Here is a 21,801-nt window from a genome sequence, read left to right as displayed (position 1 = left end):
CAATGGATCGACCTTGCGATCGGACGACAGACTGGGCCGGCGGATCAACGATCAGCCAGAATTCCGTGCGTTGATCGGATAAACCTTGAGCCTGAACCAGGCAACGATGGCCGCCAGGCCGAGAATGACCAGGGGCGCCGCGGGGTTGTCTTTGAAGACGGCGACATGGGCGGCGGCGGCCCCGATCATGATGGGGACGAGGAGCAGGGCCCCGAAGCCGCTCCAGGCCGGCAGGACGAGCAAGACGGCGGCGATGATCTCCAGGAGACCGGTCAGGTAGCGGAACCACTGGCCCAGGCCGAGGAGTTCGAACTGCTTGACTGCCATCTCTGGCCCGACCAGCTTCATGGTCCCGGCCATCGCGAAGGCGAGGGCCAGGAGCACCTGGATGACCCACAAGGCGATGTTCGTCCCGCGGCCCGGGCTGGCCGTCGCGGTGATCGGGTTCGTCGAGGACATGGGCTCACTCCTGGAAGCGATCACTCGGATTAGAAGATGCGGCACGCTTCATCGAAGGCAAGTCGCGGTCCGCGCGGGTGGAGGCCTTGTGCGTCACCATAACCAAGGTTGCAGAGGAAGTTGGCCCGCCATTTCCCGTCGGGGAAGAACTCGGCGTTGACCTTCTCGGCGTCGAACCCCGACATCGGCCCGCAATCGAGCCCGAGCGAACGGGCCGCGAGCATGAGGTAGGCGCCCTGCAAGGTGCTGTTGCGCGACGCAGCATCGGCAATCAACGCGGGATTGCCGGCGAACCAGGACCGGGCGTCCATGGCGGGCATCAGTCGCGGCAAGGCCTCGTAGAACTCCATGTCTTGGGCCACGATGACCACGACCGGCGCCGACCGAGTCTTCTCGACGTTGCCGGCCATGAGGCCCGGAACGAGCCTCTCCTTCGCCTCGGGCGTCGTCAGGAAGACGAAGCGCGCGGGCGACGAATTGACGCTGGTCGGGCCCATCTTGGCCAGGTCGTAAATCTCCCTGAGGGACCTCTCGGCGACCGGCTGCGGGAGCCAGGCGTTGTGGGTACGCGCCTCCCGGAAGAGTAGGTCCAGGGCGTTCTCTTCAGCGCGACTCGGGCGTTCTGCAATCATGGAAACCACTCCTTCAAGAAAGTTTCTGTGGCGACGGTCGATAGATAAACTACCCTGTTAAATAATTACTCGCCCCGCATGCATGTCGTTTCGAGCCGTTCGAGCATGGCGTGAAATTGGCCGAGTTCCGCCTCGTTCAAGGTCCCGAAGACCTGTTCGACGAGGCCAACCTGGCTGGGGCCCGCCTGGGCCAGGATCGTCCGGCCGGCGTCGGTCAGGTAGAGGCGATTGGCACGCCGATCTTCGGGATCGGGGCGTCGCTCGACCCATGCCGATGCGGTCATCCGATCGATGAGCCCGACCACGTTCCCCTTCGTGACCAGGAGTCGCTGCGCCAGCTCTTGCTGGGTGATTCCCTCGCCGTGCCAGAGAGTCGCGAGCACGTCGAACTGCGCCGGGGTCAGCCCATGGGCCCCGAGAGTCGCGCCCATCCGCCGCTCGAAACGCCCCTGAAATCGGAACAGCGCGACGCACGCCCTGGCGGACCAGGGGCGAGGATCCTGATTCAAGACCGGGAGGGAACGGTCGTCGGTCTTCCGCACATCGCTCATGTCGTTTAGGTGTAAACTAATGCTCGGGACGCGTCAATCCTCATCCCGGTTTGTGGCGGAACGATGCCGGGAAAGGTCAGGCGATGATCTCGTCGACGACTCGACCGGCGACGTCGGTGAGGCGGAAGTCGCGCCCGCTGTAGCGGTAGGTCAGGCGAGTGTGGTCGAGGCCGAGGAGTCTGAGCATCGTGGCGTGGAGGTCGTTGACGCTCACCCGGTCGACGACCGCCTTGTGGCCGAACTCGTCGGTCTCGCCGTAATGCGTCCCGCCCTTGGTGCCGCCGCCGGCCATCCAGGTGGTGAAGGCGTGGGGGTTGTGGTCCCGACCCGTCCCCCCCTTCTGGACAATCGGCAGGCGGCCGAACTCGCCGCAGCAGACGACGAGGGTGTCGTCGAGCAGCCCACGCCCCTTGAGGTCGGCAAGGAGCGCGGCCATGGGTCGGTCGGTCTCCTGGGCGAAACCGCCGTGGTTCTTGACGATGTCGGCGTGGCCGTCCCAGCTCCGCTCGTTCTCCATGCCGCCGCTGAAGATCTGGACGAATCGGACGCCACGCTCCACCAGGCGGCGGGCCAGCAGGCACTGGCGGGCGAAGTGGCCGCACTTCGGGTCGTCCATGCCGTAGAGCGCACGCGTGGCGGGCGACTCTCGGTCGACGTCGAAGGCCTCGGGCGCCGACATCTGCATCCGATAGGCCAGCTCGAACGACTCGATCCGCGCGGCGAGCGCCGCCTCGCCGGGGTTCTCGGCCTGGTAGTCGGTATTGAGCGAGCGGAGCAGGTCGAGCTGGGCCCGTTGGCGACGGTCGCCGAGCGTCGATGGGCGCTCCAGATTATTGATGGGGGCACCACGCGGGTTGACGGCAGTCCCCTGATAGACGCCCGGCAAGAAGCCCGTCCCCCAGTTCTGCGCGTGTCCCTTGGGCAGGCCCCGGCCCAGGGTGTCGTACATCACGACGAACGCGGGGAGGTTCCGATTCTCGGTGCCCAGTCCATAGGTGACCCACGCCCCCACGCAGGGGTATCCCATCCGGCTCATGCCGGTGTTGATCTGGAAGAGGGCCGGCGAGTGGTTGTTGGTCTCGGTGTGGCAGGCGTGCAAGAACGCCATGTCGTCGACGTGGCCGGACAGGTGGGGGAAGATGTCTGAAACCCACGAACCGCTCTGCCCGTGCTGGGCGAACTTGAAGGGCGACTTCATCAGCGGGCCGACCGACCCGGTGAAGAACCCCGTGTTCTTGTCGAAGCCCGGGAGTTCCTCGCCGCTCCGCTTCTCCAACTCCGGCTTGTAGTCGAACGTGTCGACCTGCGAAGGCCCGCCGTTGAGGAACAGCCAGATCACCGACTTGGCCTTCGCCGGGAAGTGGGGAGCATGCGGGGCGAGCGGGTCGACGGTGGCCGCGGGACCGGCGATGTCCAGGGCCAGCCCTTCCTGCTGCAACAAGCCCGTCAGCGCGAGCATCCCCATCCCCTGGCCGGTGCGGGTGAGGAATGATCGGCGGCTAGGGAAGGCGGCGGCCGGCTGTGCGCTGAAATGCGGGATGATGGGCATTGGAATCGGCCTCGTTGGGGCGTGATCGGCCGTCGAAGTCTGGATCAGTCGGCGTACAAGAATTCGTTCAGGCCCATCAAGACCTGGCAGAAGTCTCCCAGGGCACGGTGATCGGCGTCGGCCTGGCCGTCGAGCCTGTACGACTCGGCCTGCCCGGCCAGGAATTCGACGGCCCTGGACGCCTCGTCCGGAGTGGGGGGGCGACCGACGGCGATGGCATAGGCGGCGTCGATCCGCCCATCGGGCTTCGCTTCCAGGCGGCCGGCGAAGGCCTCGGCCCAGTCACGGACCAGGGGGCTGTTCATCAGGAAGAGCGACTGCGGCGCGATGGTCGTCGACGACCGCGCGGGGATCGGCTGGAGGGCGTCGGGGGCGTCGAACAGGCTCATCATCGGGATCAGCTTGCTCCGCTTCACGGCGAAATAGACGCTCCGGCGCTTCATCCGCTCATCCAGCGAGCCCGGCCCGTACATCCGGCCGTCGAGCTGGCCCGCCACGAACAGGAGGCTGTCGCGCACCGCCTCGGCTTCGAGCCGCTTGCGGGTCCGCCGCCACAACAGGCGATCCTCGGGGTCGATGGCGGCCTTCGCTGGGTCGAAGGTCGTCCCCTGCATGTAGACGGCGCTGGTCATGATCAGCTTGTGCAGCGGCTTGAGCTTCCAGCCGCCGCGCACCAGCTCGGAGGCGAGCCAGTCGAGCAGTTCGGGATGGGTGGGCGGTTCCCCCTGGTTGCCGAAGTCGCTGGGCGTCGCCACGATCCCGCGGCCCAGATGATGGTGCCAGAGCCGGTTGACCGCCACCCTCGCCGCAAGCGCCCCGGCCCCGGCGTCGAGGTCGGTCATCCAGCGGGCCAAGGCGGCACGGCGATAGGACGTGTGCCAGCCCGGCGGCGGGGCGGTCGTCCATCGGGCCTCGCCTTCCGACGCATTCTCCAGGACCTGCAAGAACCCCGGGGGAGCCTCACCTTGCTTCTGATTGACGTCGCCACGCTTCAAGTAGTGCGTCTTCTCCAGGAAGTCGCCCCCTTGCGTGTGTAGCCGGACGGCTGGCCGCCCCTCCGTCGAGATGAGCGCCTTCGACCCCCGCATCTGAGGGGCCGACCTGGCATGCTCGGCGACCGACGCGTCGAGGGCCCGCCATTCCGCGTCGATCGTCCGGAACCAGTCGAGGAGTTGCCGGCTCTGGGCTTCGGAACGATCGGCGGGTGCGAGGGCGAGGATTGGCTTCAGGGCGGGCGGGACGCCGTCATCGTTCAGCGCGATGGGGCGGGGCGAGGCGGTGGCGGCCAGCCGGAAACGACCGAGGCCGTGGCGGGCGTTGTTCTTGAAGGAGAGGCGGAACGTGAGAATGCAGGCGCTGTCGATGGGGACGTCGGCGGCCGTCTCGAAGACGGCGACCTGGTCCTGGCCAAACTGAGGGTCGACGGCCCAGGCCGACTTGAGGTCAGCATCCACCACGCCCGAGACCGGAAGACCCGCCTGCTCGAACGTCGCCTTGGGATTCACGAGGGTCAGGTCCGACATCGGCCCGATGCCGTAGCGAGGGCCCGAAACCACCTTCAGGTCGGTGAGCGCGAAGTTCCCGTTGTCCGCACGGCCGGGGCCGCCACGCACCAGGGCAGCATCCGCCAGGGCTTCCAGGCGGACCCCGGTGACGTTGGGCAGGTCGCAGGCGGCGCTCACAGTGTAGACGTCGAACTCAGGGTTGTTCCCCGCGACGCGGATCGACCCGTCTTCCAGCTTGCTGAACGACGCGCCTCCGTCCGCCTTCATCTGGACTGGGTCGAGCGCGACCCAGGCCGGCCCGTCGGACCTGGCCTGCTTGCGGCTCAATTCCCAGGCGGCCAGCCGAGCAGGGAGCGTCTCGGCTTCGAAGGTATGTCGTTTGGCGACGTGGCTGGCGTGCTCGGCGTCGTGCGCCAGTTTGGCCAGGGCGAACCCTTTGGGGTCGACGTTCAGTTCGACCTCGCTGCGCACCGTGGTGGTGAAGGTGGACAGCATCCGGTAGTAGTCGGCCGTCGGGATCGGGTCGTATTTGTGGTCGTGGCAGCGAGCACAGCCGACGGTCAGGCCCAGGAATGCCGTGCTGGTCGTTCCCAGCATGTCATCGAGCTCGTCGTACCGTTCCTTCTCCACCTGATTGGCCGTGATCTGCGTGCTGTGCGTCCCGGCCGCCAGGAAACCGGTGGCCTTGAGCGCCAGGTTGCTCTCGGGGGCAAGCTCGTCGCCGGCCAGTTGCCAGCGCACGAACGTGTCATAGGGCAGGTCGGCGTTGAGGGCTTCGATCAGGAAGTCGCGGTACGTGTAAGCGGTAGGTCGGTCGTAGTCGTGCTCGAAGCCGTGGCTCTCGGCATATCGGGCCAGGTCAAGCCAGTGCCGCGCCCAGCGCTCGCCATAACGCGGGCTCTCCAGCAGGCGATCGATGAGATGGTCATAGGCATCGGGCCGGGCATCGGCGAGGAAGGCGGCGATCTCGTCGGGGGTGGGAGGCAGGCCGGTCAGGTCGAATGTGGCCCGGCGGATCAGGCGACGGCGGTCGACTTCGGGGGACGGGGTCAGCCCCGCCGCGTCGAGCTTCGCCGCGATGAAGCGGTCAATGGGAGTCCGGCACCAGGCGAGGTCGCGCACCTCGGGTCGCTCACCACGGACGAGCGGCTGGAACGCCCAATGCCTGCGTCCGGCTGTCAGGTCAATCCCGGCCTTCTTGGCGGTCGCCGTCGCACCGGTCCGCGGATCGATGGCCCCCTGACGGATCCAGTCGTTCAGGACCTGAATCTCGGCCTCGGGGAGCTTCCCCTTGGGCGGCATCCGGAGGTCTGGGTCGCCGTATTTGATGGCCTGGACGATCAGGCTCTCGTCGGGATTGCCCGGCACGGCCGCGGGGCCGTTGTCGCCGCCGGTCGTCCAGCCTTCCTTGGTGTCGAGCCGCAGCCCGCCGCGGACCTTCTTGCCTTCGGCCGCGGAATGGCAGCTCAGGCAACGCTCGACGAGGATCGGCCGGACCTTCGACTCGAAGAATGCCAGGGCCGACGCGTCCGTCGCGGGTTCCCCGCCAAATGAGGTCGAAGCCGAGAGAAAGGCCAGAATTGCGGCCAGGCAGGCCAGACGCATCATGAAGGCCGCTCCGGACGGGGGCAGCGGAGGCTCGGAAGCCGGGCCCCGATGTCGTTGAAGAATCCTCCAACATCGTACGCGTGCCAAACTGCCCCATCAAGCGGCGGGGGGCTCGGTTGTCTGCGTGGGCAAACCCGGATGGACCCATTCTTCGGATCCGTCGGCCCAGGTCTCTTTCTTCCAGATCGGCACCCGCTCCTTGAGCGTGTCGATCAGCCAGCGGCAGGCTTCGAAGGCCTGAATCCGGTGCGGGCAGCTCACCGCAACGACGACGCTGATCTCGCCCAGTTCCATCCGCCCGATGCGATGCACCAATGCCACGTCGAGAATCGGCCAGCGGCTTCGGGCCTCGTCCTCGAGCGCTTGCAGAGTCTTGGCGGCCATCGCGGGATAGGCTTCGTAGTCGAGCCTCGACGTACGCCGATCGCCGGTCATCTCCCGGACGGTCCCAAGGAATGTGCAGACGGCCCCTGCGTCGTTCGAGCGGACGCGGTCGGTCAGCGCGGCATGGTCGATGGGGCCTTCGCAAATCTCGATCATCGGGGGACCTCGGTCGCCGAGTCTTCCGCCGTGGCTCCCCCGCTCACGGGCGGGATCGCCGCGAGCGAGGAGCCTGCGAGGACCGTCGTCAGGTCGTCGGCGTATTCCTCGTCGACGGCGAACCGCATTGATCCGATCAGGGCTGCGAGTTCGGGCACGGCACGCGCGAGTCCCGCCTTGAGGTCGGCCACGGTCGCGGGGTCGGGCAGGTCCAGCTCGACCCGATCTCGGCCGGCCCGCTGGCGAGCCAGGGCGAAGAGTTGCAACGTCACTCGCACCATTCTCTCCCCGCGACCTGAATCGTCTTTTCGTCGGGCATTGCCCTCGTTAGAATGCGAGGGCAGGGTCAGTTCTCCATTACCCGGTGGTGTAACGGTAACACAGCAGTTTTTGGTACTGCTTTTCCAGGTTCGAATCCTGGCCGGGTAACTGCTTCATTCAGACGATTTCAGCCCGTCTTCGGGGTGATCCAGGCGGGCATTCCCTGTTCCTGGGCCGCGATGGCCGAGTCATACTGCAAGGTCTCGGCGATGAAGTCGAGGCCCTGCAAGATCCGTTGACGGTCCGACTCGGGGATGTCGAAGGCGAACTCGGTCGGCCCGACGCCTTCGGCGTGGAGCGTGACCGTCTTCTTGTTCAGGTCGATGGTGACCTCGGCCCCGCCCGGCTTCTGGCCGGCGTCGGCGATGGTCTTCCACTCGGCGTCGTCCAGCTCGATGGGGAGCAGCCCGTTATTGCGGGCGTTGCCCTCGAAGATGTCGGCGAAGCCTTCGTCCTTACCGGGGGCGATGACGGCGCGGAAGCCGGCCTGGGCGACGGCCCAGACGGCGTGCTCGCGGCTCGATCCGCAGCCGAAGTTGCGGCCGGCGACGAGCACCGTGGCGCCTGCAAGCTCTGGCTTGTTCAGCGGGAAGCTTGGGTCGAGCGCGCCGTGCACGCCCGGGTCGTCGATCTGCGGAGACTCGCCGGGGCAGTACTTCTTGTCGGCGAAGAGCAGGGGGCCGTAGCCAATCCGCTCGATCCGCTTGAGGTAGCGGGCCGGGATGATCAGGTCGGTGTTCACGTCGGACCAGTCGAGGACGGCGACCCGGCCGCGGTGCTGGGTGAACGGTTCCATGGGCGGGAATCTCGGGTGTGGAGTTTCGGCGCGAAGGCAGGCGGCCGGCCCGGCCCGGCCACTGGAGCAGGGGCGCGGCCGGCTGCCTGGACTCGGTGTTTTGGATGGACTCAGTTGAGCAGCGTGCGGACGTCGACGAACTTTCCGGCGACCGCGGCGGCGGCGGCCATCGCGGGGCTGACCAGGTGGGTCCGGCCCCCGGGGCCCTGGCGGCCTTCGAAGTTGCGATTGCTGGTGCTGGCCGAACGCTGACCATCGGTGAGCTTGTCCGGGTTCATCGCCAGGCACATGCTGCAACCGGCCTGACGCCACTCGGCTCCGGCATCGATGAAGATTCGATCGAGCCCCTCGGCCTCGGCCTGGCTGCGGACCTGCTCGCTGCCGGGGACGATCAGGGCCCGCACGCTCTCGGCGACCTTGCGGCCGCGGAAGACGTTGGCGGCAACGCGAAGGTCCTCGATCCGGCCGTTGGTGCACGAGCCGATGAAGACGACGTCGACCGGAATATCGCGGATCGGCGTGCCGGCCTTCAGGCCCATGTAAGCGAGCGCCCGCTCGGCGTCTTCTCGACTGGAGAAGGGCACCTCGGAGGGGTCGGGAACATTGCCGGTCACGTCGACGGTCATCGCCGGATTAGTCCCCCAGGTGACCTGCGGGACGAGCGTCGAGGCGTCGAGCGTGATATGGCGGTCGAACGCCTCGGGGTCGTCGGTCGTCAGGGACTTCCAGTCGGCCAGCGCGATGTCGAGATCACGGCCTTTGGGGGAGAATGGCCGGTCGCCCTTGGTGATGTAGTCGAGGGTCGTCTCGTCGGGGGCGATCATGCCCGCGCGGGCACCCGCCTCGATCGACATGTTGCAGATCGTCAGGCGGCCTTCCATCGACAGCGCCGTGATGGCCGGCCCGTAATACTCGATGACGTGCCCGGTTGCGCCGCCGGTGCCGATCGCCCGGATGATCGCCAGGATGATATCCTTGGGCTCGAGGCTCGCGGGGAGCTTGCCGGTCACCTCGACGCCCAGTGACTTGGGCCGACGCCCCTGCCAGAGGGTCTGGGTGGCCAGGACGTGCTCGACCTCGCTGGTGCCAATGCCGAAGGCCAGCGCGCCGAAGGCGCCATGGGTGCTGGTGTGGCTGTCGCCGCAGACGATCGTGGTGCCGGGAAGGGTCAGGCCCAGCTCGGGGCCGATGACGTGGACGATCCCCTGCCGGCCGCTGCCCATGTCATACAGGGTCAGGCCGAACTCGCGTGCGTTACTCCGCAGCGCCTCGACCTGCTTGCGTGAGTTGGGCTCGCGAATATTGAGCTGATCTTCGGTCGGCACATTATGGTCGAGCGTGGCGAACGTCAGGTCGGGCCGGCGCACCTTGCGATTGGCGAGCCTGAGGCCGTCGAAGGCCTGCGGGCTGGTCACTTCGTGGATCAGGTGCCGATCGATATAAAGCAGCGTCGCCTCGTCGGTGGCCTTGACGACGTGACGATTCCACACCTTCTGGAACAGCGTCTCGGGCACGGACGATCTCCTGCGCAACTCCGTCCAGGGCAACATCGGACGATCCTGGTCGAACCCCGGGAGGAGGGACAGACCTCCCGGCCTCGCGGTTCGTCCTTCATTCTAGCGATTCCGGGCGAGAAGACGCCAGGACCCACGCAACGCCGTGGCGTCCGCTCATCAATGAGTGTGGGCTGAGGCGGCCATCTCGTCGGCGTGATAGCTGGAGCGGACGAACGGGCCGCTGGCAACCTCGGCGAAGCCCATCGCGCGGGCCAGGCGGCCAAGCTCGTCGAACTCGTCGGGGTGGAGGTAGCGGTCGACCGGCAGATGCTTCAGCGAGGGCTGGAGATACTGGCCGATCGTGAGGAAGTCGCAGTCGATGGCCCGCAGGTCGGCCATCGTCTCCAGGACTTCTTCGGTCGTCTCGCCCAGGCCGAGCATCAGGCCGCTCTTGGTCCGCACGCCAAAGGGCCCGCCGATCCGCTTGGCGTGCTCCAGCACCTTCATGCTGACGGCGTACTGGCTCTTGCGGCGGACGTACTGCTGGAGCCTCGGGACGGTCTCCAGGTTGTGGTTGAAGACCTCTGGGCGAGCCTGGAGGACGATCTCGATCGCCCGCTCGTCGCCATCGAAGTCGGGGGTGAGGACCTCGATCGTGGCGCCCGTGCGGGCGCGGACGGCCTCGACGCACTGCCTGAAGTGGTCAGCTCCTCCGTCGGGCAGGTCATCGCGGGTCACGCTGGTGATCACGACGTGCTTGAGGCCAAGCCGGGCGCAGGCCTCGGCCAGGCGGGCGGGCTCGTCGATGGCCACCGCCTCGGGGTGGCCTCGCTTCACGGCGCAGAAGCCGCAGGGGCGGGTGCAGGTCTCGCCCAGAATCATGAAGGTGGCCGTGCGGCGGGTCCAGCACTCCGAACGGTTCGGGCACTTGGCGCTCTCGCAGATCGTCTCGAGGCCCAGCTCGCCGACCAGATCCTTGGTGAAGTAGGTGCCGCCCGACTCGGGGATCGGCCGCTTCAGCCACGAAGGGAGCCGCCTGCGAGGGGCCTCGGCCGGGGCGTCGATCACCGTCAAGGCCGGGGCTTGCGCCGCGATCGGCCCGCCCGACCCGCAGCCGGCTGCGGCCGGTGCGTCCGGGGTCACGATCGGCAGGATGGGGAGGGCGTCAACCCGCGCTCTGGGCATAGACATGCGATGCCACCTTGCGGCGGACCAGGGGATGGTGGGTGTACAGGTGGTGCCGCTCCAGGCCGAAGGACGTCTCGACCTGGCGGATCAGGGACTCTCGCACCTGGGCCATGGGCGCCGGGCGTTGCCGCCTCGACTCGATCGACGTCTGCCGCAGGGAGTATCCGTCCCACCCCGGCTCGTCCAGGATCGCGTCGAATGGCTCGAGATACGCCCCCACGTTCAGCGTAAATCCATGATAGGCAATCCAGCGGCTGACGGCCACGCCGATCGAAGCCACCCGTGAGTGACCCAGGAAGATCCCGGGCGCCTCGGGCCTGGGGCTGCCTGCCAGATTGAACTCCGCGAGCGTCGCGACGATCGCCCGCTCCAGATGCCCGACGTACGACCCAACGTCGAGGCCGGCGCGGGCCATCGGATAGACGAAGTAGCCGGTGATCTGCCCCGGAAGGTGGAGGACGCAGCCACCGCCGCGGTTGACCCATCGCACGGCGATGCCCGACGCTTGCAGTTGCTTGGGGTCGACCCTCAGGTGCCCGCGGCTGCCCGCGCGGCCGATGCTGACCGTCGGCGTGTGCTCGCAGAGGATCAGGGCCCCTCCGCCGGCCTCGCCGAGGTCATAGGCAAGGCGTCGCTGGAGCTGTTGGGCGTCGTCGAAATCGACCAGGCCGAGCAAGTACACTTCGAGGGGAGGGGTGGGCATCGCGGATCAGACCCTCGATTTCGGAGTCGGCCCGAGGCCTCGGGCATTGGCCATTTCCCCCTCAAATCATGCCGCTGCGGCCAGTGGCAGCGGCGACAATTCAGGGTATACCCGAACACCAGCGCCCGGCAAGTCGAGTCCAGCTCGACGTGGCCTCGATCCGACACTTGCCGTCCCTGGGCTCTGAACCGCGTCACGCCGGAAGATCTTGCAAGGCAAGAGGTTCGCGTGGGTCAAAGGCCTCGTTGCCCTTGCCACGCATGGATCTTGCCTGGGCGTCACGGGTCGATCGAAGTCAAGGGGCCGCGATGGTGGGGCAGGCTTCGACGAGGTGGCGACCCTGGCGCTCCTCGACCTTCAGGCGTTCCAGGAGCCGGCGACGGATCAGCGTCAGGTAGACGTCCACGGTCGCCGAGTCGGCCTTGGGTAGCGGCACGGCGCCACCGGCACGCTTGTCATGGCCGCCCGCGGTGCCGATGCCCGCGACGACCTCGCGCAAGACGTCCCCGGAATGGGCGCCCAGGTGGTCGACACGGAGCGACAGCTTCAAGATGTCGCCGAACCGGCCCACGGTCAGGGCCCAGTTCACCTGGTCGAAGCGGATGAAGAAATCGGCCATCTCGGCCACGATGTCGGGCTGGGTGACCGGGCCAAGCCAGCTCACGATCACGTCGCGGTACAGGAAGGCGTTGGAAAGGCCGTGCTGGAAGGTCGCGAAGTGGCTCTGCGGCAGCTTGGGATGGCGGATCTGGGCGAGGAGGTCCTTGTCCGCACGCGGGAAGAGCCAGACGAGCGCCCCATCGTCGAGCGGCCCGGCCTCGCGGGGAAAGCCTTCGATCTCGCTATCGATGCCGTAGAGCAGCGCTGTGGCCAGCCTGGGCCCGACGCTCACACCCTGCTCCAGCAGGTAGCCGGTGACCATCGTGCTGGTCGCGCCCAGATGGGGGCGCAAGTCGACGAATTCGACCCCTTCGAGGACTCCGCCGGTGTCGTGGTGGTCGAGGACGGCCGTTGGCGTGGAGGCCTCGCTGGCGCGCCGGCCGGTTCTGGGCTGGGTGTCGACCATGACCAGGGCCGTCTCCTGGTCGATCTCCACGGACTCGACCGGGACCATCTCGATCGGGATCAGGTCGACCATCGCCTGGTTTTCGGCCCGCGCGATCATCCCCTCGACGGTCAGGATGATCTCCTTGCCGGGTTGCCGCTGCTCGACCAAGGCGCGGATACCAAGCATGCTGGCAAGGGCATCGGGGTCGGGGTTGACGTGCGATGCCAGCACGATGCGGCCGAACCGCGAGATCGTCGACAGGAACCGCTCGGAGCGATGACGCCGCTCGACGGTGACGTCTGCACTGGGGCCGACCTCGACGTCCATCGCTCATCTACCTCATGCCACCGACGGGGGCTCGGTCCCGTCGGGAGCCGCGCCACGGAGTCGACCGGGAGAAGCCAGTGTACGCGCCGACCGCCGATCCCGGCCAGGGGTCACCTAGGGGCGGCCGGACCCGGCAAGACCGGAGCCTTGGTCTCGCCGAGCATCTCGCCAATCTCGACTGCGTTGCGCCGCCGCTGCGCCGCCAGCATCTCCCAGAGTTCTTGCTTGGCCTCGGCCTTCAGCGGAGATCGTGCGAATGCGGCGGTCTTGGAGGCGGACGGGCCCATCTCGCCCTGGCCGATCTCGGCGACCACGTCGTTCATAAACTGGAGTGTGTCGGCGTCATACTCGGTGCGTTCGCTCGGAGGCAGCTCGACCAGCCCCGTCGTCGTCGGGGCAGACCTGACGGCGAAGGCGACGAGCAACCCGACCCCGATGACCATCGCCAGGCCGTTGAGCCGGACCGATCGCCGGTGCAGGGCCTTGAACCGAGCGTCCCGGGCGGGCCCGGCGTCGCGGGCCTCGTTGATTTCCGGAGTCAGGGCGTTGCCGCAATACAACATGAGGAGCGCGCCGAAGACGAGCAGCAGCGCCTGCACCGCGACCAAGGGGCCCCTCATCTCAGGGAAGCTCAGCGGCACGGCGATGTACGCCGGCACCGCGATGGCCGCCGAGATCGCCCCCCAGGCGTAATATCGAGGGAACAGTGCCCGAACAAATTTGGAGGCCGACTGCGCGTCGAGCACCTTGAAGATGATCGGGGCGACCCCGAACGAGAGGAACAAGATGCTCCCGACCCAACTCGTCAACGCGAGCAGATACAGGCTCTCGAACAGCTTCAGCAAAACCGGGGCGGTCACGGGCAGTTCCTCGTCTGGGCCCTCGACGCGACATCCGAGGTCGTCGGTCGCGGGCCGGCGGGCTGTCGGCACTCCCAGATATTAATGACGAACCGAACGGACACCTCAAGCGAGCACCCGGACACGATCTGCCTGTTCGTGTCACAGGCAGCACCCGGGCGCAAACGGAACGGCGGGGACGACCCTTTTAAAGGGTCGTCCCCGCCGTTCGTTGGCTCTGCCATCGCGAGACGGTCCGCTACTTGGCCATCCGGTTCTTGAGGATCCGATCCAACAGGGCCGGGTCGATCTTCTTGGCCGGCTTCTTGCCGATGCTCGGCTTGGTGGATGGCGGGGTGATGGGCAGGGCGTCGGAGATCCCTTCGAGCGGCAGCGGGACGCCGTCGGCCACTGCGTCGGGCATGTCTGCGGGCTCGGCCGCAGCGGGATTGGTCCTGGCCTTGGGACGTGTGGGGGCGGGCGCGTCGGGCAAGGCCGGCAGCGTGTTCGGCGTGCCGGGAGCCCCGCCCATCAGGGGATTGCCGGGGAAGTCCAGGCCCTGAGCGTACGGGTTCGCGCCGTTATAGCTGTTGGGCACCATCGAGTTGACGTCCTTCGGCACGAGTCTCGCCTTGGGCGGCGGGAGCGGGACGCCGGGCACCTTGCCGTCGTACGGGTCGACGACGGCGGAACGGGGCGGCGCGGCCGGATCGGGCAGGCCGGGGGTGTCGTCGAACCGAGAGGCCCCGAAGCCGCCGGCGGAGCCCGTTGCCGGGGTCACTCCCTCGCCCCGGCCGGCGAAGCCGCCGCCGGCCCTTGCCAGGCGGGGGTCGGCCGTGCGGTGGGGCTGCATGTTCATGACCCAGCTGGAAAGCAGCCGGTAGGTCGGGTCATTCGGCCCGCGCAAAATCGGCTTCTTGTTGGGACCGTGCGGCAGCAGGGTGTTGGACAGCAGGGGGCTCTGGGACAGGTTGTCCGGATTCACCAGCGAGATCGCCGCGTCCAGGTTCTGGCGGCTGATTTCCGGGTTCCGATAGTCTCGGCCCAGCTTCACCTGGATCATCTGGAATGACCCGGCGTACTTCTCGTTGTGGCAGCCGACGCAGAGTCGCTGCATCTCTTTGTGCACGTACTGGTTGAAGTCGCTGGCCTGGCGCACGGCCTGCACGGGCGGCAGGTCGAGGACGACCGGGACGTCGGTGACGCCCATCCGCTGGAGACCTCGGCGGATCTGTTGCTGGTTGATCGGCTCGGGCGCGTCGCCGGGGACCAGCGCCTCGGTACGCTTGAGGTCCATGTCGAGCGGAGCGGGCGCCGCGCCCTGGCCCTGCTTGCGACTGCGGACGGCGGCCTGGGACCGCAGGTTGGTCAGCATGGCCAGGGCCTTGGAATGGTCGGGGGCCACGGCGAGCACGGCCTCGAGATTCTCGCCCGCCTCGGCGTCGAGCCCCTGATGGAGGCACCACTGCGCCAGCTTCATCACCTCGTCGGGGTCCTCATGCGGGACCAGGCTCGACTTGTACTCATAAAGCTTCTGCATCGAGGGGAAGTGGCGCTCGACGTCGCGACGCCTGAACGCGAGCGTTCCGCCGCGGACGCGGAGCGAGTAACCTGAGTCATCCTCGGAGAGAACTCCCCGATGGACCAGGCCATTGGTCAGCAAGACGACCGCCTCAGTCGGGGCGGCCGCGGACGACGGGGCGGCGGCGGGTGCCGCCGGAGACGCGGCGGGCGCTCCGGAGGGTTCCTGGCCCCAGGCGACGACGGTCGCACAGAACCCGAGGACCCCTGGCGCGGCCAGGCCGACGATGGCGGTGGCGTATTTGGTTGACATGGTGGCGGGACCATAGTCCTGGCCCTAAAATCCGTCAAGACGAAGAACAACAACCGCGCCCGACGCCCCCGTGGGGCGCCCGGCAGCACCCTCCGACCAGCGGGGCCCATGCCCATGCCCGGCGACGAACGCGACCCCAACCGGCGGCTGCACGACCTGATCGGGCAGGTTGTCGTCATCGACCTGCGATCGACCTATGTCTGCCTCGGCAAGCTCATCGGCTATGACGAGGCCTACCTGGAGCTGAGCGACGCCGACCTGCACGACTTCCGCGATAGTGCCGCCACCCGCGAGGTCTACGTCTACGACTCCGCCCGCCTGGGCGTCCGCCGCAACCGTGCCCGGGTCCTCCTACGCCACGATGAAGTTGTCGCCGTCACCCTGGTGCGCGACGTCGCCGAATCCTGATCGCCGGCCGGAAGGTTTGGCATGAATAGTGCCGCACTTTCGCCCGGGGCCAATCTCGGGGGCCGCCGCACGAATCACTCTCCGGCGCGTGGAGCAGCCCGCGTCCCCTTTGAGTTTCCAACCGCGAAGGATCCAACACCATGAACGCGTTGAGCCGACGGCTGGCATACCCCGCGCTGGCCCTGGCGCTCGCCGCGACGATCCCGGCATCCGCCGCGACGATCCGCGACGGCGCCAATATGTTCGGGGCCGACGCCCTGCGCGAAGCCAACAAGATCCTCGAGAAAGCCGAGCGCGACAACAATATCCCGATCACCGTCGAGACGGTGGAAACGATCAACGGCCGGAACATCGAGACGGTCCTCCCCGAGCGGGCCCGCTCCGAGGGGATCAGGGGTTTTTACATCCTCATCGCCAAAAAGGAGGCCAAGGTCGAGGTGGGCGCCTCCAGCGAGTACAGCAAGGCGGTCACCCGACCGCACCGTCTGGCCACCCGAGATGCGATCGTCGCCCAGTTCAAGGCCCGCGACTTTGATGCCGGCCTGATCGATGGGTCGAAGGTCGCCGCACGCGAGCTGTCCGAGGCCAAGGCGACGGCACGAACCACGGCCCCCGTCCCGGCCGGCCGCGGAAATCGCAATGCGCCGGTGCCGAGGCAAGGTGGCGGCCTTCCGTCATGGCTGCCGATCGTCCTGCTCCTCGTCGGCGGCTTCCTGGCCTTCCGCTTGATCAAGTCGCTCTTCGGCGGCGGTCAATCCGCGGGCGGCTACATGAGGCCCGGCCCCGGAGGAATGGGCGGCCCGGCTCAGGGTCCTGGCTATGGCGGCGGTTATGGCGGCGGCGGTGGCGGCGGGATGTTCGGCAACATCATGGGCAGCATCGGCGGGGCCATGGCCGGCAACTGGATCTACGACCAGATGAGCGGCCGACGCAGCCAGGGCGCCGACTACGGCGGATCCACACCGATCGACTCAGGCCCCGCGGAAGCCGGCCCTGACTGGTCGACCTCCGGAGACGGAGGCGGCGATTGGGGCGGCGGAGGCGGTGATGGCGGCGGCGATTGGGGCGGCGGCGGCGGTGGTGGCGACTGGGGCGGCGGTGGTGGCGACGGCGGCGGAAGCTGGTAACGGCCTCGCCCGCTCGATTCACCGATTGCTCATCCGGAAATGACGTGGCCCGCGGGGTTGGAAGGCAAGTGCCAACCGACCCCGCGGGCTTTCATATTTCGAACCAAGAGATCCGGATGCCCTTCCGGGATGCGGGCTGGCCTTCTTGCCTCACTTCGACGGGTGAAGCGTCTGCCAGGCGTCCAGATAGGCCTTTGCCTTGGGGTTCTCGGCGTTCCACCGCGGAGCTTCGGGGTTGTCGGCGATGCTCACCAGGGCACGCGCCACCAGGCGGTCGACCTTCACCATATTGGGGTAATTCAGCTTCTCCCAGTGGTCGCCCAGGGCGTGGTAGTCGGGAAAGAGGAAGGCCGTGCAGAGCGAGTGCGCGGGGATGCCCAGGTCGGCCAGGGCCTGGTTGTCGCTCCTGGAGAAGAACAGGTCGCTGTTCTTCGGATGCTTGGTGACCTCGATCTGCTCGGCCTTGCCCGCCGCCTGGAAGATCGTGCCCAGGTCCGAGAAGTCAAATCCGGTCATCGATGCCTTGCCCTCGGTCGGGCCTTCCAGGTCGTCGGTCCGGCCGACGTGCTCCAGATTGATGTCGGCCACCGTCCCGGCCAGCGGCACTGCCGGATGTTTGGCGTAATAGCGCGAGCCGAGCAGCCCTTTCTCCTCGCCGAAGAACGTCATGAAGACGATGCTCCGCTTCGGCCGTTCCTTCAACGTGGCCAGGGCCCCGGCGATCTCCACCACCGAAGCCGTGCCGCTGGCGTCGTCATTCGCCCCGTTGAAGATCCGGTCGCCGTCGACCGCTGTCCCGGTCCCGAGGTGGTCATAATGCGCCGTCACCATGACATACGTGCTGGCCAACTCGGGGTCGGACCCCTTGAGCATGCCGATGACGTTCCGCACGATCGCCGGCCGATCCGTCGAGGGGGCCACGCTCAGCGAGAGCCTGGCGTCGATCGGGCCGACGGGAAGGGCCTCGAGCGCGGCGACGGCAGCCGGCTCGTGCAGGGCGATCATCGTCGGCCGGTTCACGGCGAGCTGGATCGGCGCCTGCCTGGTCGCCTCGGGGTCGATCAGCCGGCCGGGGCCGACTCCGCTGCCGATCGGCGAGGCTGAGTCCAGGCTCAGCACCGCGACGGCCTTCAACTCCCCCAACCGCTCGATGAATGCCCGCTGCGCCCGGAACGCGGCGCCTCGATTCGCCTGCGGGATCGATCGAGGATCGGCAAGCTTGGTGACGACGACCTTGCCCCCGACCTGCTCCTCCGTCACCTTCGACAGCGTTTCTGCGTCAGTGGCATCCACCTTGAATAAGCCAACTCCGTCCAGCTGGATTCCCGGCCCAGTCGACGGTGCGTTCAGGCTGACCCCCTCCACGGGGATGGTGAACGCCTTGCCGGCCAGGTCAATTTGCAGCCTGAATGCGTCGGGGTCCGACTTCGACAGGACCCATTTCGCGGTCTGGAAATAGCCGTCGTCGCCCAGCGGTTGCAACCCGGCCGCGCGAAATTGCGAGGCGATGTACAGGGCCGCCAGGTCGAGCCCCCGCGAGGGGGTATCTCGCCCTTCCAGGAGATCCGACGCCAGGAATGAGACGTGCCCCTTCAGCGAGTCCTCGCCGATGTGCGCCAGGGCCGCCTCCAGGCCCGGCGGCTCGTCGGCCGTCGCGGGCGCCGCGGCCGAGAACCCCAGCAGGGCGGCCAGTCCGATTGGAAACAGCAGGCGCATGGGGGCGGGCTCCGTCAGTCGTCGAGGGGGACACAGGTCGTCTCATGCCGCGAGCGATCGATCGTTCATTGAGACCAGGCCGTCGGTGAACGATCCCACCGATGCGCCTTGAGACGCTCGACCAGGTCGGGGTCGAGCGGGAGGCCGTCGCTAACCGCCGTGTTCGCCTCGACATGCCTGGGCTTGCGCATCCCCGGGATGATCGTCGAGACCGCCGGGTTGGCCAGGATCCAGCGCAGGGCCAGCTCGGGCATCGTCATCCCCGGCGGGATGAGCGGCCTGAGGGCCTCGGCGTGGTCGACACTTGCGTTGAGATTCTCGGGGACGAAATAGGTGTTCCGCCAATCCCCTTCGGGCCAGGTCGTCTCCCTGGTCAGGGTCCCGGTGAGAGTTCCCTCGTCGAACGGCACCCGTGCCAGCACGGCGACGTTCATTTCCCGACAGAGCGGGAAGAGGTCGTCTTCGGGGGCCTGGTCGAAGATGTTGTAGATCACCTGCACGGCGTCGACGTGCCCGGTCTTGATCGACTCCAGCACATTCTCCGGCTCCCAGCGGTTCACGCTGATGCCGACGGCCCGGATGATCCCCTGCCGCTTCAGGTCGTCCATGGCGCGCTGCCAGCGGTCGTCCTTGGCCCAGGCGTCTTCCCAGACGTGGAACTGGAGCAGGTCGATGTGCGGCAGGCCGAGATTGGCCAGGCTCTTCTCGGCATATTCGCGGATATGTTCGGGCGGGAAGCAATCATCGAGGGTGAACTCACGCCTCGACGGCCAGATGAAATTCTTGGGCGGGAGCTTCGTCGCGACGACCAGATCCCGGTGGGGATACTCGCGGACGATCGCGCCGAGCAGCGACTCGCTGTGCCCGGCCCCGTAGCCCCATGCGGTGTCGAAGAAGGTGCAGCCGCGGGCCACGGCGAGCCGCAACGAGGCCAGCGATTCCCCGTCGTCGGAGCCCGTCCAGCCCCCCATCCCCCACATCCCGTAACCAATTTCCGAGACCGGCCAGCCCGTCCGACCCAGCGTCCGATACCGCATCTGAAGCCTCGCGCCCGGCCACCCGACCGGCCGGACCCCCGGGCCCGCTGCGGCCCGTCGTCGAGCACCCGTCCGCGGATGGCGTGCCCCAGATCCTAGAGCAACGCCCGGCACGATTCAACCGAGCCGAACGCCGCCCGCGGGACTTGGACATGGGGCCGATTCGTCGACGGCAGGTCCCCGCGCACGGGTCGAGGCCGTGCGCGGGGAATCTGACTTGAATCTTCGCGATCAGACGTTCAGCGCGGCCATGATCTGATCGATCAACGGCTTGAGCTTCTCGCCGACGATGGGCAGGGCGAGCAAGGGGTCGGTCAGTTCCTTGAGCTTCGTCCTCCCGCTGCTGATGATCGCGTTGATCGGTCCGCGTGCCGCGACCGGGATCTTGTCGAGCATCGGCTTCAGATGATCGAGCGTCAGCTTCTGTTCTTCGAGCTTGGGGATCGCCACGACCGCGGTCGTCTCGTCCTTGACGCCGCCGAGGATCTCGGTCAGCGAGTTGAACACCTTCGTGTAGCCGCTGCTCACCGTCGCCACGTCGGACGGGGCATCCGGCTCGATGGGCCTCGCCGCCGGCCAGAAGAAGTAGGCCAGGAGCGCCAGTGCGCCGAGAACCAGGGCCGGGACAAGCCAACTCGGCAGTCCCGGGGCCGAGGTGTCAGGCATGCTGATCTTCAGCGGGGGGGCCGAAGGCAGGGCAGGCATCGTGAAGCCGGCGGGGATGGCCGCGGCGATGTTCGACTTTTGCGACGACAGCAGGCCCATCAGGCCATTGGCGTCGAGCCCCTTCGCCTTGCCCGAGATCGCGCTCATGATGAGCGGGAGTGCCAGGGCCAGCAGGCTCTTGGCCGAGCCGCCGCCGATGCCCGAAAACTTCGAGATCGCCGCGATGATCGTGCCCAGGGAATTCTCGCCGAGCAACGACGTCAGCAGACCGATCCCCTTCTGTATCAACACCCCGGTGTCGCCGCCCAGCAAACTGCCCAGGTCACCCGTTGAGGGGGAGCTGAACTGGTCGAGGGCCGATTTCACCTTCGATGCGCCGGCCGGGGTCGAGCCGACACTTGTCAGCCCCGAGAGGATCGCCGGCACCGCGGCACCCAGGGCCGCCCGCGTCTTCGTCGCGTCTTCCCCGATGATCGAGCCGAGTTGGTCGGCAACCCCGCCGGTCAGTTGATCTCTGATCAGGTTGACGAGATTCATGAGGTGTCGATCCTGGTGGAGGTGCTGAAGAGGTTGAGAATGCGCATCCATTCGTATTCGACAAAGGTCTAAGATTTCAAGATCCCTAACGCATGTCAAGAAATCAACAACTTGACATCATGAAATGGGGTTGCAAGCGATTGCGGACGGTCGATCCGACGCGAAGATTTTGAGTTTGGGCTGCAAATGAATTTGGGATTCCATCGGGCGGTGATGTTCGGGCAATCGGCCTTCTCCGCCTTTCGCTCACCGCGGGGACGGATCGCGGGGCATTCGCCTCGGTTCCAGGGCGGGGATTCGGTCGGCCCGCGACGGCCCTTGCGGTGAGCTTGCCGCATTGCGAGTCGCCACTCCGGACGGGATTCCGGCGGGAAGCCGGGCATCCGCCACGGGTCGGCCCAAGCGTCGTGACCTGGCCGAGTGACTGCCTTCTTCCCACGACTTGCGCAGGATCGTCTTGCCAGGGCGGCGCCGGGCGGGTCAATCTGTCAGGGTCCGTTCCTTCGCCAATCATCCCCGGACCCGAGAGCACCGCCCGCCATGGCCGAGCCGTCGCCGCCTATCCTCCACGCCTTGATGGCCGTCATCGAGGAACGCAAGAGCCGCCCAGCCGGCGAGCGTTCTTACGTTGCCAAGCTGCTTGAGGGGGGCGTCCCCAAGATCGGTGACAAGATCGTCGAAGAGGCCGCCGAGGTGGTTGAGGCCGCCGGCGAGCCTGGCGACGAGGGCCGGGCGCACCTCGTCCGCGAGGTCGCCGACCTCGTCTTCCACGCCGCCGTCATGCTCTCCCATCGGGACGCCACCTGGGGCGACGTCGAGCGAGAGCTTGGCCGCCGCTTCGGGATCAGCGGCATCGACGAGAAGGAGTCGAGGGCCGCGAATCGGCCCTCGACCTGAACGGGTTGGAGCAATCG

20 protein-coding genes and 1 tRNA gene are annotated in these 21,801 nt (G+C 67.3%); 4 read left to right on the top strand and 17 right to left on the bottom strand.

Going from position 1 to position 21,801, the window contains the following annotated elements; genetic code table 11:
• Positions 1 to 51 precede the first annotated feature (51 nt).
• The 7 genes from EP7_RS23700 to EP7_RS23670 all read right to left on the bottom strand — a co-directional run bounded on the left by EP7_RS23700 (position 52) and on the right by EP7_RS23670 (position 7,122).
• Positions 52 to 459, bottom strand: a complete 408-nt coding sequence (locus EP7_RS23700; RefSeq protein ID WP_463524658.1) for a DoxX family protein — start codon at positions 457 to 459, stop codon at positions 52 to 54.
• Between the two features lie 29 nt (positions 460 to 488).
• Entirely contained in the window at positions 489 to 1,091 is a 603-nt protein-coding gene (locus tag EP7_RS23695; protein WP_463524657.1) for a malonic semialdehyde reductase, read from the bottom strand.
• Positions 1,092 to 1,156: 65 nt separating this feature from the next.
• Positions 1,157 to 1,522, bottom strand: coding sequence for a MarR family winged helix-turn-helix transcriptional regulator (locus tag EP7_RS23690; RefSeq protein ID WP_463524656.1), 366 nt, complete (start codon positions 1,520 to 1,522; stop codon positions 1,157 to 1,159).
• A 196-nt stretch (positions 1,523 to 1,718) separates the two neighbouring features.
• Positions 1,719 to 3,191 carry a DUF1501 domain-containing protein gene (locus tag EP7_RS23685; protein WP_463524655.1) on the bottom strand — a complete coding sequence of 491 codons (1,473 nt, stop codon included), beginning with the start codon at positions 3,189 to 3,191 and terminating at the stop codon, positions 1,719 to 1,721.
• Positions 3,192 to 3,235: 44 nt separating this feature from the next.
• A complete protein-coding gene (locus EP7_RS23680) occupies positions 3,236 to 6,304 on the bottom strand; it encodes a PSD1 and planctomycete cytochrome C domain-containing protein (RefSeq protein ID WP_463524654.1) in 3,069 nt (1,022 codons plus the stop codon).
• Positions 6,305 to 6,400: 96 nt separating this feature from the next.
• Positions 6,401 to 6,844 carry a molybdenum cofactor biosynthesis protein MoaE gene (locus EP7_RS23675; protein WP_463524653.1) on the bottom strand — a complete coding sequence of 148 codons (444 nt, stop codon included), beginning with the start codon at positions 6,842 to 6,844 and terminating at the stop codon, positions 6,401 to 6,403.
• Positions 6,841 to 7,122: a MoaD/ThiS family protein gene (locus EP7_RS23670; RefSeq protein ID WP_463524652.1), complete on the bottom strand. Its 282-nt coding sequence runs from the start codon at positions 7,120 to 7,122 to the stop codon at positions 6,841 to 6,843. The genes EP7_RS23675 and EP7_RS23670 overlap by 4 nt, the downstream gene beginning before the upstream one ends.
• Before the next feature lie 80 nt (positions 7,123 to 7,202).
• Between EP7_RS23670 and EP7_RS23665 the strand changes: the two genes are divergently transcribed.
• Positions 7,203 to 7,273: transfer RNA gene (locus EP7_RS23665), tRNA-Gln, on the top strand.
• 19 nt (positions 7,274 to 7,292) lie between these two features.
• On the opposite strand, the gene leuD is transcribed toward EP7_RS23665, so the two are convergent.
• From leuD to EP7_RS23630, 7 genes are all read right to left on the bottom strand, one after another.
• The gene (gene leuD / locus EP7_RS23660) at positions 7,293 to 7,961 is read right to left on the bottom strand and encodes a 3-isopropylmalate dehydratase small subunit (protein WP_463524651.1); all 669 of its coding nucleotides are present in this window, start codon (positions 7,959 to 7,961) and stop codon (positions 7,293 to 7,295) included.
• 110 nt (positions 7,962 to 8,071) lie between these two features.
• Positions 8,072 to 9,511 (bottom strand): 3-isopropylmalate dehydratase large subunit, encoded by a 1,440-nt coding sequence (gene leuC, locus EP7_RS23655; protein WP_463524650.1) that lies wholly within the window; start codon positions 9,509 to 9,511, stop codon positions 8,072 to 8,074.
• A 123-nt stretch (positions 9,512 to 9,634) separates the two neighbouring features.
• Complete coding sequence (lipA, locus tag EP7_RS23650) at positions 9,635 to 10,552, bottom strand: lipoyl synthase (protein WP_463528458.1); 918 nt, start codon at positions 10,550 to 10,552, stop codon at positions 9,635 to 9,637.
• Positions 10,553 to 10,622: 70 nt separating this feature from the next.
• A complete protein-coding gene (gene lipB, locus EP7_RS23645; protein WP_463524649.1) occupies positions 10,623 to 11,348 on the bottom strand; it encodes a lipoyl(octanoyl) transferase LipB in 726 nt (241 codons plus the stop codon).
• A gap of 295 nt (positions 11,349 to 11,643) precedes the next feature.
• Entirely contained in the window at positions 11,644 to 12,723 is a 1,080-nt protein-coding gene (locus EP7_RS23640; RefSeq protein ID WP_463524648.1) for a DHH family phosphoesterase, read from the bottom strand.
• A gap of 110 nt (positions 12,724 to 12,833) precedes the next feature.
• Positions 12,834 to 13,583 (bottom strand): DUF4149 domain-containing protein, encoded by a 750-nt coding sequence (locus tag EP7_RS23635; RefSeq protein ID WP_463524647.1) that lies wholly within the window; start codon positions 13,581 to 13,583, stop codon positions 12,834 to 12,836.
• A 238-nt stretch (positions 13,584 to 13,821) separates the two neighbouring features.
• Positions 13,822 to 15,396: a hypothetical protein gene (locus EP7_RS23630; protein WP_463524645.1), complete on the bottom strand. Its 1,575-nt coding sequence runs from the start codon at positions 15,394 to 15,396 to the stop codon at positions 13,822 to 13,824.
• 114 nt (positions 15,397 to 15,510) lie between these two features.
• Between EP7_RS23630 and EP7_RS23625 the strand changes: the two genes are divergently transcribed.
• Positions 15,511 to 15,804, top strand: a complete 294-nt coding sequence (locus EP7_RS23625; RefSeq protein ID WP_463524644.1) for a hypothetical protein — start codon at positions 15,511 to 15,513, stop codon at positions 15,802 to 15,804.
• Between the two features lie 140 nt (positions 15,805 to 15,944).
• Positions 15,945 to 16,931: a TPM domain-containing protein gene (locus EP7_RS23620; RefSeq protein WP_463524643.1), complete on the top strand. Its 987-nt coding sequence runs from the start codon at positions 15,945 to 15,947 to the stop codon at positions 16,929 to 16,931.
• 150 nt (positions 16,932 to 17,081) lie between these two features.
• Here the strand turns inward: EP7_RS23620 and EP7_RS23615 are convergent, their stop codons facing one another.
• The 3 genes from EP7_RS23615 to EP7_RS23605 all read right to left on the bottom strand — a co-directional run bounded on the left by EP7_RS23615 (position 17,082) and on the right by EP7_RS23605 (position 20,887).
• The gene (locus EP7_RS23615; protein WP_463524642.1) at positions 17,082 to 18,647 is read right to left on the bottom strand and encodes a M28 family peptidase; all 1,566 of its coding nucleotides are present in this window, start codon (positions 18,645 to 18,647) and stop codon (positions 17,082 to 17,084) included.
• A gap of 65 nt (positions 18,648 to 18,712) precedes the next feature.
• Positions 18,713 to 19,684, bottom strand: a complete 972-nt coding sequence (locus tag EP7_RS23610; protein ID WP_463524640.1) for an aldo/keto reductase — start codon at positions 19,682 to 19,684, stop codon at positions 18,713 to 18,715.
• Between the two features lie 231 nt (positions 19,685 to 19,915).
• The gene (locus EP7_RS23605) at positions 19,916 to 20,887 is read right to left on the bottom strand and encodes a DUF937 domain-containing protein (RefSeq protein WP_463524639.1); all 972 of its coding nucleotides are present in this window, start codon (positions 20,885 to 20,887) and stop codon (positions 19,916 to 19,918) included.
• 540 nt (positions 20,888 to 21,427) lie between these two features.
• Between EP7_RS23605 and EP7_RS23600 the strand changes: the two genes are divergently transcribed.
• Complete coding sequence (locus tag EP7_RS23600) at positions 21,428 to 21,784, top strand: phosphoribosyl-ATP diphosphatase (RefSeq protein WP_463524638.1); 357 nt, start codon at positions 21,428 to 21,430, stop codon at positions 21,782 to 21,784.
• Positions 21,785 to 21,801 lie beyond the last annotated feature (17 nt).

The sequence above is a fragment of the Isosphaeraceae bacterium EP7 genome (genome assembly GCA_038400315.1).
Classification (GTDB): Bacteria; Planctomycetota; Planctomycetia; order Isosphaerales; family Isosphaeraceae; genus EP7.
This window is presented reverse-complemented; position numbering and strand designations above follow the sequence as displayed.